This window comes from Leptospira barantonii (genome assembly GCF_002811925.1).
GTDB lineage: Bacteria > Spirochaetota > Leptospiria > Leptospirales > Leptospiraceae > Leptospira > Leptospira barantonii.
In genome coordinates this window covers 78,110-90,668 of record NZ_NPDS01000009.1, presented here as the reverse complement: position 1 = coordinate 90,668, position 12,559 = coordinate 78,110, and the positions used below count along the sequence as shown (strand labels likewise).

Annotated in this window: 11 protein-coding genes and 1 tRNA gene; 4 read left to right on the top strand and 8 right to left on the bottom strand. The window is 44.4% G+C overall.

Going from position 1 to position 12,559, the window contains the following annotated elements; genetic code table 11:
- Positions 1 to 37: 37 nt before the first annotated feature.
- Positions 38 to 1,096 carry a sensor domain-containing diguanylate cyclase gene (locus tag CH367_RS18265; protein ID WP_100763931.1) on the bottom strand — a complete coding sequence of 353 codons (1,059 nt, stop codon included), beginning with the start codon at positions 1,094 to 1,096 and terminating at the stop codon, positions 38 to 40.
- Between the two features lie 196 nt (positions 1,097 to 1,292).
- On the opposite strand from CH367_RS18265, the gene CH367_RS18260 reads away from it, so the two are divergent.
- Positions 1,293 to 1,365, top strand: a tRNA-Met gene (locus CH367_RS18260).
- Positions 1,366 to 1,596: 231 nt separating this feature from the next.
- On the opposite strand, the gene proC is transcribed toward CH367_RS18260, so the two are convergent.
- From proC to CH367_RS18245, 3 genes are read right to left on the bottom strand one after another with little or no spacing between them, the layout of a single operon-like run.
- Complete coding sequence (proC, locus tag CH367_RS18255) at positions 1,597 to 2,370, bottom strand: pyrroline-5-carboxylate reductase (protein WP_100763930.1); 774 nt, start codon at positions 2,368 to 2,370, stop codon at positions 1,597 to 1,599.
- Position 2,371: 1 nt separating this feature from the next.
- A complete protein-coding gene (locus CH367_RS18250; RefSeq protein ID WP_100763929.1) occupies positions 2,372 to 3,040 on the bottom strand; it encodes a YggS family pyridoxal phosphate-dependent enzyme in 669 nt (222 codons plus the stop codon).
- A gap of 1 nt (position 3,041) precedes the next feature.
- Positions 3,042 to 3,761 carry a hypothetical protein gene (locus CH367_RS18245; RefSeq protein WP_100763928.1) on the bottom strand — a complete coding sequence of 240 codons (720 nt, stop codon included), beginning with the start codon at positions 3,759 to 3,761 and terminating at the stop codon, positions 3,042 to 3,044.
- Between the two features lie 69 nt (positions 3,762 to 3,830).
- Between CH367_RS18245 and CH367_RS18240 the strand changes: the two genes are divergently transcribed.
- Positions 3,831 to 4,601 carry a flagellar filament outer layer protein FlaA gene (locus CH367_RS18240; RefSeq protein ID WP_425268869.1) on the top strand — a complete coding sequence of 257 codons (771 nt, stop codon included), beginning with the start codon at positions 3,831 to 3,833 and terminating at the stop codon, positions 4,599 to 4,601.
- Here CH367_RS18240 and CH367_RS18235 read toward each other — a convergent pair.
- Positions 4,573 to 5,190 carry an HAD-IA family hydrolase gene (locus CH367_RS18235; RefSeq protein ID WP_100763926.1) on the bottom strand — a complete coding sequence of 206 codons (618 nt, stop codon included), beginning with the start codon at positions 5,188 to 5,190 and terminating at the stop codon, positions 4,573 to 4,575. The two genes, CH367_RS18240 and CH367_RS18235, sit on opposite strands and share 29 nt — an antisense overlap.
- A 6-nt stretch (positions 5,191 to 5,196) precedes the next feature.
- On the opposite strand from CH367_RS18235, the gene CH367_RS18230 reads away from it, so the two are divergent.
- Positions 5,197 to 6,456 (top strand): 3-deoxy-D-manno-octulosonic acid transferase, encoded by a 1,260-nt coding sequence (locus CH367_RS18230; RefSeq protein ID WP_100763925.1) that lies wholly within the window; start codon positions 5,197 to 5,199, stop codon positions 6,454 to 6,456.
- Positions 6,457 to 6,635: 179 nt separating this feature from the next.
- On the opposite strand, the gene CH367_RS18225 is transcribed toward CH367_RS18230, so the two are convergent.
- The 3 genes from CH367_RS18225 to CH367_RS18215 all read right to left on the bottom strand — a co-directional run bounded on the left by CH367_RS18225 (position 6,636) and on the right by CH367_RS18215 (position 11,312).
- The gene (locus tag CH367_RS18225; protein WP_244284626.1) at positions 6,636 to 7,616 is read right to left on the bottom strand and encodes an SRPBCC family protein; all 981 of its coding nucleotides are present in this window, start codon (positions 7,614 to 7,616) and stop codon (positions 6,636 to 6,638) included.
- Positions 7,617 to 7,924: 308 nt separating this feature from the next.
- The gene (locus tag CH367_RS18220; protein WP_100763924.1) at positions 7,925 to 8,740 is read right to left on the bottom strand and encodes an Lp29 family lipoprotein; all 816 of its coding nucleotides are present in this window, start codon (positions 8,738 to 8,740) and stop codon (positions 7,925 to 7,927) included.
- 457 nt (positions 8,741 to 9,197) lie between these two features.
- Positions 9,198 to 11,312: a sodium-translocating pyrophosphatase gene (locus tag CH367_RS18215; protein ID WP_100763923.1), complete on the bottom strand. Its 2,115-nt coding sequence runs from the start codon at positions 11,310 to 11,312 to the stop codon at positions 9,198 to 9,200.
- 13 nt (positions 11,313 to 11,325) lie between these two features.
- Here CH367_RS18215 and CH367_RS18210 point away from each other — a divergent pair, with 13 nt between their 5' ends.
- Positions 11,326 to 12,543: a tetratricopeptide repeat protein gene (locus tag CH367_RS18210; RefSeq protein WP_100763922.1), complete on the top strand. Its 1,218-nt coding sequence runs from the start codon at positions 11,326 to 11,328 to the stop codon at positions 12,541 to 12,543.
- Positions 12,544 to 12,559 lie beyond the last annotated feature (16 nt).

Below are 12,559 nucleotides of genomic sequence, written 5' to 3'. Positions count from 1 at the left end.
GTACCCATCGGCAGATTTTAAAAAAAGAAAAGTTTTTCTAGTTCTCTTTAAAACAAATGGTCTGATTTTTTCCCGAATGTTTGGCCTCGTAAAGTGCCTTATCCGCTCTTTCAATCAGATCCCGGTTGTTCTTATCTTTGGCCCAAAACTGAGAAACCCCCACGGAAAGGGTCACCTTTAGATCCGGTCCACCGTTCGGGTTCTTTACGGAACTCGCTTCCACGGCCTTACGGATCTTCTCGCCCATTTCGTAACCTCGTTCCAGGTCGGCGCCCGGCATCACGAGGCAGAATTCTTCCCCGCCGTATCTGGCCGGAGTATCGTGTTTGCCCGCGTTACGAATGAGTTGTCTTGCGACTTCGATCAAAACCTGGTCACCCGCTTGGTGACCGTGCGTATCGTTGAACTTCTTAAAGTTATCCACGTCCGTAAACAGAAGTGTGAGATGGGATTTTTTCTTTCTACATCGATCCATCTCTTCCTTGAGTTTTGTTTGGAAGTAATGATGCACCTTGAGTCCGGTCATCATATCGACGGTCGCCAATTCATAAAGACGAGAATTCTCCACCGCAATTCCGGCGAGAGTAGAAAGGGTCGTTAAGAAGTCACGGTCCTCTTCTTGAACCTCGCTCATGGTCATCTTTTCACCCAGAACCAGAAGTCCGTTCACCTTTCCCTTTGCGTTCAAGGGAATGATCAAATCGGCTCCGATTCCGCGTAGAAAGTCGACCTCGTTCACGGATCTTCCCATACTCTCTTCGATCTGGTTTATGGTCATAGCCTTCATTCTAGTTTCCATAAACTGAATGAGAGCCGCGTCCGTTTTGATTCGAAAAGATTTTTCGTTTTCGGAAAGATCGAATCCTTTATAACTCGGATCGAGTTCGAAAAAATCCGAATCCGCTTCCGGGCTTACGTAGATCGCGGCCTGAAGAGTTTGTAACTGAGCGAGACAAATGTTTAAAATTGCATCCATTAGATATTTGTAATCTAATGTGGAATTAAGCGCCTTGCTGATTTCTAATAATTGCTTTTGATCATAGATTTTCTTTTCCAGATATTCTATCATCAAGGGATCATTTTCTTTACTGATCAATCGGTTGGTTCTCCGGTCTCTGTAGATACTAAGGGAGTTTTTTCCAATTTGTGGTCGAGTTTGATTCGACGCTTTTTTTCATTCGAACTGATTCTCTTTAAGAGGTTATCAGACCAATTTTTCTTTAAAAATCAATTCTTTTTGTCGATTTATTCTTGCTTTCGAAGGTTCTTCACGAATACTGACCTTAAGACACCGCGCGGTGGAGCAGCTGGTAGCTCGTTGGGCTCATAACCCAAAGGTCATAGGTTCGAATCCTGTCCGCGCTAGTGTTTTAATCCTTCCCTCTTTCTTTTCAAGATAAATTTTAAATCCAAGAGTTGTTTTCCCATATAACTTCGTATTATAAGAAGTTTGCTATCTTTTTTATTTTTAGAACGTGAATATTTACTCGCAGATTCGCGTTAGACTATTCTCGTTAGGCGGACTAATCATAAAGCACTAATAGGATTCTTCATTTTAGAATCCTATTCTATAGAATGAGACTACGGATTTTCTTTTTAACTACCGAGTTCTTGAGAACGTTTCGTCGCTGATTGGACCGCTTCTAAAACCGCGTTGGTAAATCCATTCTTTTCCAATTCCGCAAGCCCCGCGATCGTTGTGCCTCCGGGAGAAGTCACCTTATTTTTCCAAACCTCCGGATGTGTGGAAGGATCCTTCTTTCTTTCCTTTCGAAGAAGTTCGGCCGAACCGATCACGGTTTGTATGCTTAGATCCAAGGCTTCCTGATAACCCAAACCGGAAAGAACTCCTCCTTCCGCCAAGGCTTGTATGAACTTGAACACATAGGCAGGTCCCGATCCGGAAAGTCCGGTTACGGCATCGATGAGGGATTCGGAACCGAGTTCCACGGAATGTCCTAAGGATTGAAAGATGTCCGATACGGTTTCATACAACGTTTTGTCTCCGTAGTAACCGATCGCTCCTTCCGATACCAGCAACGGAAGATTCGGCATCACTCGAACGACTTGAGATCCGGAAGGTAGATCCTTTCGAATCGCCTGAGTTCCGATTCCCGCGGCAACGGAAATAATTTTTTTTGGAGTTTGAATCTGTTTGAGAAGTTCGGAAACCTTCGCCGGTTTTACGCATACGATGATCACTTCGGATTTGGAAACGAATTCTTCCCACGAAGATACGAGTTCTATTTTTTGATTCGAGGTCATGTAAGGATCGTATCCGAACACTTGTGTCGGATAACGTTCCTTGAGGGAAAGATAAATCGCCCCTCCCATATTTCCGCATCCTGCGATTCCGATCGTTTGTTTCATATCAATTCCTTTCTCCAAAAATAGCGCTTCCCACTCGTACAAAATCGCTTCCCTCTTCTACTGCGATCCTATAATCTCCGGACATTCCCATCGAAAGTTTTCCCTCGGGTAAATAATCCTTTCTAATTTGAGAGAGTTCCCGAAAAACGTTTCTGGTTCCGATCGGATCTCCGTCCGAGGGACCCATAACCATCATTCCTTCGAGTTTACAAAATGTGTTGGATAGACTTTCTTTTTTTTCGAGCGCGGCGATCAGTTCTTTTTTTTCGAAACCGTGTTTCGAATTTTCTCCGGTTAGGTTCGCCTGAAGAAAATAACGGATTTGTTTTTGTTCTTTCTCCGCTCTTGCAAGCAGTTCGTTTACGGTCGCGAGCGATCCGACTCCGTGCGCGTAAGAATAACCCGAGAATAATTTCCGCAAGGTCCCACTCTGAACCGGTCCGATATGATGCAGAACCAGGGAAGAATTTTTTTCGCCGATCCAAGACGAGAATTTTTCAAGCCCTTCCTGGATTCGATTTTCTCCGAAGTGTGATACTCCGCCTTCGATCGCTTCCTTTACTTTTTCCAAGGGCTGAAATTTGGAGACTGCGATGAGAACGGGAGGGTTTGCGGGTCTGAGTTTTTTTAACTCTTCGTTGATTTCTTGATAACGTTCCCGGATTCCCATGTCATTCTTTGGTTTTTAACTTTTCCATTTCCCGTTCCAATTTTTGAACCCTTTTTTCAAGGCTTCGTTTATCGGACTTACGAGTTTTGTGTTTTTTCTTCGTATGAGAAATTCCTAATTTTCTTTCGAGGCGGTTCACCCTTGTTTCCAAGGAACGGATTCTTTTTCCGGTCTTCACGGAAGAAGCTTTTTTCATCCTCGATTTTTTACCCGAGCTGATGTGCTGTTTTTTGGACTTTCGATCGGCTTTGGTTTCCCAATCCTCTCTGGAATCCTCGATTCTTCTTTTTTTGGGCTCTTCTTCCTTATAGACATTGGTTTCGTCTTTGGGAGGATTCCATTTTTCTTCGGAAGCCTTTTCCTTCGGAGATTTTTCAGCGGAACGCTGGTGTTTCTCCTCGGGCCATTCTTCCTTGAGAGATTTGTTTTCTTTGGAGGTCGGGTTTTCTTTTTCGTTCGAGGAGAATTCTCCGGGCGTCGGACCTTTTTTTTCTTCGGTCGGAAGAGAGTTTAGATCGTTGGGAGAAATCGGAGGTTCCGAATTCATTTCGGGACTTAAGATGACGCGGTCGGTTTTGGAGTTACTCGAGACTTCTTCCCCTTCCTTCTTTTTTAAGAATCGGGAAATGTCTTCTCGAAACAGATAACTGTAAACGATCAGCGATCCTAAAAGTAAAACTAAGATTCCCGAAAGGAGAATTTTCAACTGGTCTCTTCTCATGTTTGCACCTGTTTACAATATCGGTTTTTTCCTCTGTTTTTAAGTCTCATTTTCTCCGAATAGAATCCTGTGAGAGCCTTGTTTTACGTCCGAGTTTTGACCGCGGTTTGTGTTTTGGCTTCCGCATTGGGTTTTGTCGGATCTACGACCGACCTTCGCTCCGCTCCCGTCAAACGAGACGAGGACGAAATCAGCCGGGTTCTGATTTTAGAAAAGATACTCTCGGATTGGAAGCAATACAATCTTTTTCTTGTGGATTCTTTCGACGGAGAAAGGCCCTGGGAAATTTACAGAGGGGTTTCTTTTTTAAACGAGATTCGATTTAACGCGCTCGTTCCCGAGAACTCCGCCTTCAAAAAGGAAAGAGAATCGTATCCTACTCTCTCTCCGGCAAACGACTATCGGTCGATGATGGTTCAGACCTTTTTTGAAAATCCGAAACACGCACATATCGTAATTCGTCCCAAAGAAAAGATCCGACTTCCGATCGGAACCCCTACAAGAATCTTTTTTTGGATGAGCGCTTCTTCTCAAAACGCGAGGCTCGAATTGATTCTCCATCAACATAAGTCGAAGGAGATCGTTCTGGATCTGGGAGATTTGAGTTTTGACGGTTGGAAAAGAATCGAAAAGAAATTGGAGATCCCGGACAGAAATACGAGGTTGAATCGAAGTCTTCGTTATCCGTTCGAGATCGCGGAGATTCGATTGATCCCCGGTCCGTTTCAGAAAAAGGGAGAATTCGTTTTTTATCTGGATCGGATGGGAATTCTCGTGGATACGAGGGACGAAGCCTATCCGGGCGCGGAAATCAAAGATAATTGGGGTACTGGTTTCTGAAGAATTCCCCGAGTTCGGACGGCGTTTTCGGATTAAACTGAAACGTATCCCAACCCAAATATCCCGCGGCTTCCACGTTAGACGCGTTGTCGTCGATCAATACGTATCTCATTCCCGGAAAATCGGTTTGAATCCATTGAAAGTATTCTTCCGCGGGTTTACGCGCCCCGAGTTCGCAGGAAAAATAAAGTTGATCGAAGTGGGAAAAGATTTCCTGCATCTCCGGAAATTTTTGGAGTTCCTTATACCAGACGGAATAGTTGCTCGCGAGCACGAGTCTGTTTCCGTTGGCCTTGAGAAGTTTTATGATTTCGACCGTTTCTCCGATCAATCGAACCTTTGTGAACATGAGTTCCTTGATCTTTCTCGGATCGGGTAAATCCCCGTTTCTATATTCGGGAAGATAGAATCTTTCGAAAAATTCGTCCTCTTCGATCCGGCCTTTTTCGAATTCGATAAAGGCCTCTCTTTCCCGTCCCTGGATGAATTTTTCTCTCGATTCGCTAGGAAGTATTTTATAGAGTGCAGAATGAAAGGGATCCTTGATTAAGGTGTCCATCAGATCAAAAGCAAATAGAACTCCGCTCATAAACCTATGATTTTTCTCTATCAAATCCTGACGATCTTTCTTCTCGTCTTTATCGTTCCGATCATTCTCTTATTTCCGTCGGTAAGGCGTTTTTTAGGAAAACGTTCCGCGGATCGGAAAAGAATTCTTTCCAAACCCTTGGATCTTTCCGGTAAACATACGATCTGGCTACACGCCGCGTCCGTGGGAGAACTCGATCAGTGCAGGGCCTTGGCCTTGGAATTTCGTAAGAACGATCCTTCCGCATTTTTGATCCAATCCGTTTTTTCGGACAGCGTAAGGGATTCTCAACTTGAGGCGTTTCCCGCCGATGAAACCTTTCGTCTTCCGATCGATACTCCGTTCGCTTACGATTGGATCTTTTCTCATTTTCATCCCAAGGTTTTAGTTTTGATGGCTTGGGACACTTGGCCGAATCTGATTTTGGCTTCTAAAAGATTCGGCACCAAGGTCGTGTTGGGTTCTGCGGTGATCGGAAGTCGTAAGGACGGTTTTATGGGAAGATTGACCCGAGCTGTGTTTCGACATCTGGACGGAATTTATCCTTCTCATGAATCCTTTTATGACGCGTTTCGCGCGCTCGTTCCGGAGAATGTTCCGGTCAAAGTTTTGGGCGACACAAGATTCGACACCGTTCTCAAAAAAATCGAGGACAACAAAAAAGAATTCAAAAAACCTAAGAATTATCCATATTCAAAAATCATTCTATTCGCATCCACTTACGAACCTTGCGAAGAATTGATCGTGTCTCTGCACACGCTCATCCGTAAAGAAAATCCGAATTTGTTAAACGAGTTCGCGTTTTGGATTTTTCCGCACAAAACTTCTCCGGATCGGATTATTTCCATCGAGCACCGTCTCCAGGACGCGAAGATTTCCTATCAAACTTGGACGTCGACTCCGTATGAAACCATGTCCGCCCAAACGATCGTATTCGACGTGTTAGGTGTTTTGGCATTTGCGTATCAGGCCGCGGACTTCGCGTATGTCGGAGGCGCTCTCCACAATCGAGTTCACAACGTGTTGGAACCCGCCACTTTCGGTTTGCCCTTGATGACCGGTCCTAAGATTTCGAATTCTCCCGAAGCGACGATTTTGCAGAAAATGGGCGGTTTGTTTGTTGTCTCGAACGCTGAAGATATATTCAAAATTTTGAATCTTTCGGAGAAGGAACTTGCGACAATTCGAAAGAACAACCGTGAATTTGTTCAATCCGGTCGAGGTGCGGCGAGAAGGTTGTATGAGGAGATCAAGGGTTTGATCTAGGAAGGTTGTAGGAGGCCGACGATTTTTTCCGGAATCGCGCCCCACCCTGATTTTGGGTGGTGGGGTGAGGTGGTGGGAAAGGTTCCGAATTTTTTCTATATCAGAAAATCATACTCTTCGCAAGTAGAATTTACCACCCTTAAAATGTAGGAGTTCCTACTTTTTGATTCAGACGATTCTCACTCTGGCCCGCCCTCTATTCTCCGTTTCAAAATTCTTAAAATAGAATTTTGAATATCCCTCATCAGAAAATCACCCCAAAGAGACGCGTAAAAATTAAAGCGAGTGGATAGACGGTATTTACTTCTCAAATGAAGAACGACGTTTTGTTTTCCATTATTTTTTAGAGTTTTATTATATTCTAATTCATATTCTCCCTGCAACGCGTCGAAATAGATTCCGCCGGGCACAACGTGAGGATCCAATGTGGTCAAGGGAGTTAGATTCGGATCGGCTTGGATCTCGAACTTCAATCTGTGTTGAGGGTCCCATTCGGTGATCGTTTCGTAAAAAACCAGTCCTTTCTCGAACTTGGCTTCTCGAATTCCTCCGATTCCTTCCTTAGAAAGAGTCGCTTCTACCGGTCGCGGAAATCCCATCGAATAAAAAAATCCGTCCTCGGTTTTTTCAAGCTCTCGAATGCGAATGATGTTCTTCCAAATTTTTTCAGGTGTGGAATCGATTTCAATCCTCGTTTCTACAAAACGAATTTCATTCGGCAAATCCCAATAGGTTTCGAAATATCCGGTCACAAGTGGAAGAGAAAGAATTCCGAAAACGGCAAGCAGATTTGTTCTGTTCTCGGGAAAGATATAAAACCAAATCGCAACCGCAAGCCCGCCTAAACTCGATAAGACGAGATAAATGGGAAGACCCATGATGAGACAAATCATTCCTTCAAAATTGACTATAAGCGCAAAGAACATGGAAACGATCGTCGGTAGCCAAGGAAAGAATATATGGAACAAAACGGATCGGGGTTTTGTTCTTTCGACGCTATAGGAAGAGATCACTCCGATTAAAAAGGGAAGAATAAAAATTCCTCCGTAAGTCATTCCGAGCCCTAGTTCCTTTAAGGATTCGATTCGAAAACAATACTGCACGGCCAAGGCATACAAAACCGAAATTACGACAGGGATCAAAAAAGAACGGAGAATCATAACGTTGAAGGTGATCGTGGTTTTTGAAAACTGGCAAGAAGAAAGTAGGAAAGAATCATCGAAAACCAAACTTTGTCGGAGTTCCGACGATCTTATTGTAAAAACGATCGCCCCACCCTGATTTTGGGTGGTGGGGCGAGGTGGTGGGAGAAAATTGCTAATTCCCTTTAGCAGAAAATTCGGCTTTCGTAAACCAAAATAAATCCGCGCAAATTTTGTCGTACCTCCAACAAAAATTCCTCTTCTACACCTGAACGATCCAGCGGCAATACTGCAATGTGGTCAATCCAACTAATAAATATATAATTCTATTTCTTAGTTTGGGTAATCGAAGTATAAAATTCTTGTTGAAATTCCGTTAACATCGGCTGGTATAATTCTATCTTATTCGCTTCTCTTTTGTTTCTTTCGGCTTCCGTAGGTTGGGTAAATTCATTACCCTCTCCTTCTCTGGCCGGATTCCACCATGCAAACGTGATCTGATAGGTGCTTACGTCTTCCCATCTTTTCAATAGATTTAAATTTTCATCATATACCAATATTGTTGTTTCAGTGTCTGACTCTGCCCACAAAGGAATCGTAAATAATGTTGGTAGCGCCAATAATAAAGTTGGATATGCTTTTATGGGATTTAATTTTCCAGTCTTATAAAACGGCGGACCCAATATTCCAACAACGTAATATTTTACATCCCGCTTCTTTAATTCACAATCGTAAGTCGTCTTACTACCTTCTGCATTAACCTTTATTTTTACGACGTGCGAAATTTCGGGCAATCCGCTTCTTTTGACCAACTCCATGTAGTTCGAACAAAATTCATTCACCTTTGTCTTAGATACACCATGATTCATTCCCGTCTCTTTGATATTTTGAATCGGGGTGCCGAATTCCTTTAAATGAATTTTAAAATCTTGTTGATAATTCAATATGGCTTCGTAATGCGATGTATTTCCTTCCCTTCCAGTAAATACCTCTCTAAACGGATAAAATCCGACTAAGGCAACTTTTTTCGGATCAATTTTATTTATGATAGAGTTCAAATCCGCCACCTTTGCAGGGCGTACAAAATTTCTAGAACAGCTTAACAATATCGTAAACTGTAATATTATAATAAATATCTTCATATTTACATTTCCTTAAATAAACTTCCGGCAAGAATAGAATTCTATTCGGTATCGTCAATTTTTTACTAATGATCGCGAAACGCAAACTCAACCTTGAACATTGTAATTTGAGATATTAGAATTTAATTTCAGAAAACCGTCGTTCAATCCTACTTTAAAGGGAAGCGTAACCATACATCCACAAAACAAATCCCCGCGGGAAACTCAGCGGCGAAGCTCTTCTACGGATCCCGCGCCAGGGATCAAAGCGATGCATTAACGAACGACCCGTAGAGAGTGAGTTTGAGTTAATACAGTCGGAACGACCGAAACGAAGTGGAGTCGCGACGAGCCCGGTCTTTCCGATTGAAAATCGGAAGGAGGCGCCCAAACTTTTCCAAACTCCCCGCCAATAAAAAAGGCCCTCCCGCTTTCGCGAAAGAGCCTTCTATTTTAAGAAATTCTAATTTAGAAAATTTTAATGGAAAATTCTAAAAATCAGTCCGCCTTGCTGAACGAAAAATTCCGCGAACACGAGACTTGTAATCGCCATCAATTTGATGAGAATGTTGATCGAAGGTCCGGACGTATCCTTAAACGGATCTCCGACGGTATCACCGACAACAGCCGCCTTGTGTTGGTCTGAACCTTTTCCACCGGCTTTTTTCTCGATGTATTTCTTCGCATTATCCCATCCTCCGCCGGAGTTTGCGGCGGAAATCGCGAGAACAACTCCCGCAACCAAAGCGCCCGCAAGAACACCCGCAAGAGTTTTCACTCCGAAAAGATATCCTACAAAGATCGGAGTTAAAAGAACCAAAAGACCCGGAAGAATCATCTCGCGAAGAGCCGCAGTCGTGGAAATATCCACACAACGTTTGTAGTCCGGTTTGTTCTTTCCTTCCATGATGCCGGGAATTTCGCGGAATTGTTTACGAACCTCTTCCACCATATCCACTGCCGCCTTACCAACGGACTTCATAGTCATCGCGGTAAAGAGGAATGGCAACATCGCTCCGAACATCAATCCTCCGAACACTTCCGCGTTCAGAACTTCGAGGCTGGTCGTATGAGTTCTTGTGATGAACGCCGCGAAAAGCGCAAGTGAGGTCAACGCCGCGGAACCGATCGCAAATCCTTTACCGATCGCCGCAGTTGTATTTCCCGCCGCGTCCAAGGTATCGGTTCTATCACGAACGTCTTTTCCGAGTTCCGCCATTTCAGCGATCCCGCCCGCGTTATCCGAAACAGGACCGTAAGCGTCGATCGTAAGACCGATCGCGATGGTGGAAATCATACCGAGAGCCGCGATTGCGATTCCATACATACCGGCGAGAAGATTCGCGGTTACGATGGTGATCACAAGCAGAATCACGGGGATCACGGAAGAATGATATCCGAGAGAAAGTCCGTAGATGATGTTGGTCGCCGCACCGGTGTTCGATGCTTCCGCAACTTCTCTAACTGGTTTGTAAGAATGAGAAGTATAATACTCGGTTACGATCCCGATGAACATCCCCGAGAAAAGACCCACGATCATGGAGATATAAACGTCCCATTTCGTGATCGTCTTTCCCGCGATTTCAAAAGAATCCACCATGAAGGTGTTCGTTACGAAATACATGATTCCGGCAACGAGAAGAGTGGAAACCCAGAGCTGAACTTTCAGAGCGGATTCTACGTTTCCGCCTTCTTTGACTCTTGCAAGAAAGCTGGTCAAAAGAGAAGCGGGAATTCCGAACGCGGAAATGAGAAGCGGATATAAAAGCGCATCCACGGAACCGGATAAAGCCGAAGCGGTTGCTCCGATCACAAGAGCCGCGCAAGTTGCTTCCGCACAAGAACCGAAAAGATCGGCTCCCATTCCGGCAACGTCACCCACGTTATCTCCTACGTTATCCGCAATCGTTGCGGGGTTTCTCGGATCATCTTCCGGAATTCCCTTCTCAACCTTACCGACTAAGTCGGCTCCCACGTCTGCGGCTTTGGTATAAATCCCGCCGCCTACACGACCGAAAAGAGCCACAGCGGAACCGCCGAGACCGAAACCGGCCAAGGATTCCATAAGAAAGTGTTTTTCTATCGTAGGGTGCATTCCCGTAAAAAGGAGAAAAAGAGCGATCATCCCGAGGATCGCAAGACCCACGAGACCGAATCCCATAACGGCTCCGGAGTCGAACGCAACACGAAACGCTTTTGCCATAGAAGTCTTAGCGGCTTCTGCGGTTCTTACGTTTCCTGCGGTCGCGATTTTCATTCCGATAAAACCGGAAAGACAGGAGATCAACGCTCCGGCAACGAACGCGATTGCGGTGTGAACTCCGTCGTTGAACCCTTCCGATCCAGGATTGTCCAAAAGAAGAACGATCAGGACCGCCATAAAGGCGATGAAAAGGGAAATGACTTTGTATTCCCGGACGAGGAAGGCCATAGCTCCTTCGGAGATGGCGGAAGAAATTTCTAAAAGTTTTTGCGTTTCTTTTTCGTTACTACCTGGAGCGCCTACTTGGATGCGGACAACCTTCAGGGCATACACTACAGCAGTAACGATCGCCAAAAGTGCCATGGCGATAATAATCGTAACTGAATTCATTCAGTGAAACCTCTTGTTTTTTTTCAATGTTCCGATGTTTAAAAAGATGGGAAGAATTCTACCTGACAGACTGCCTAGGAAACTACTATCCGCTTGTTTCTTTTTTTTACTTTGCACAGGTTATTCAACGCTCTTTGGGAATTCAACCTTTTCTTACGACGAGCTTCTCCGACAGGCCCGGGAAGAATTAGAACGCCTCCGTTACGACGAAGCCCTTCAAAAACTGGAAATCGCGGATTCTCACGGTAAAAAAAGAACGGGACTTTATTACGAGATCGAAGGAAGGGCCTGGATCGGAAAGGGAGATCTTACGACGGCCATGCAGAGTTTCGAAAAAAGCGTCGAAGTGGAACCCAATCATCCGACGCTTTGGACCGAACTCGTAGAAGGATACGAAGAACTAAAGAAACCCGCAAAGGCCTTTCAGTTTGCGAGACTCAGCCTATCCAAAAATCACGAGAATCCGCTCCTCAGATACAAAATTCTGGTTTTGAGTTCAAGACTTGGAAATTTAGAATATTACAATGAAACCCTAAACTGGATTCGGGAGAACAATCCCTACAAGAACGATTTGTCGGCGATCGAAGCCGAAGTCAACACCGCTCACGAATCCGGAAAGATCGACGAAAGTATTGTCAAATGCAGAAAATTCCTTCTCTACTTTCCGGAAAATCCGTATCTTCATAGAATTCTTCTTTTGTCGTTGAAGAAAAAAAAATCCCCGAGTTTGGAACAATCCCTTTTGGATCGGGCGGCGATCTTTCGAAACGAACCCATCTTCGCCTACGAGTCCGCGCTGGAGTTCCTACAAAACAGAAGATTCAACGACTCTCTCGCGCTTGCCCGACGAGCCTATTACCTAAGCCTTAAGAAGAATGGAAGAGCCGAAAAGGAGATTCTATATCCTTTGCATAGAATCTACCGACAACAAAGTTCGACCACCGACATTCAAGCGATCGAAATTCTCCAGGAAATCGTCGAAAGCGGACGCCGAGTCGATGAGGAATTCTTGGACAAAAAACTCAAACAAACCGGATACAACCGCGAACTTCTTCTTTTTGCACTTTTCTTCGTTCAAAAAAATCCGAGCCGTACTTCCGACCAAAAAACCGCAGAATGGAAATCCGACTTTGAAAGACTTCGCAAACGACAAGAAGACGAGGACATATCCAAGGTCGTATCTCCGTTTTCTTACGATGAGGAAGAATCCTCCTTTTTGTCCGAAAAATAACATTCCACTTTTTTTA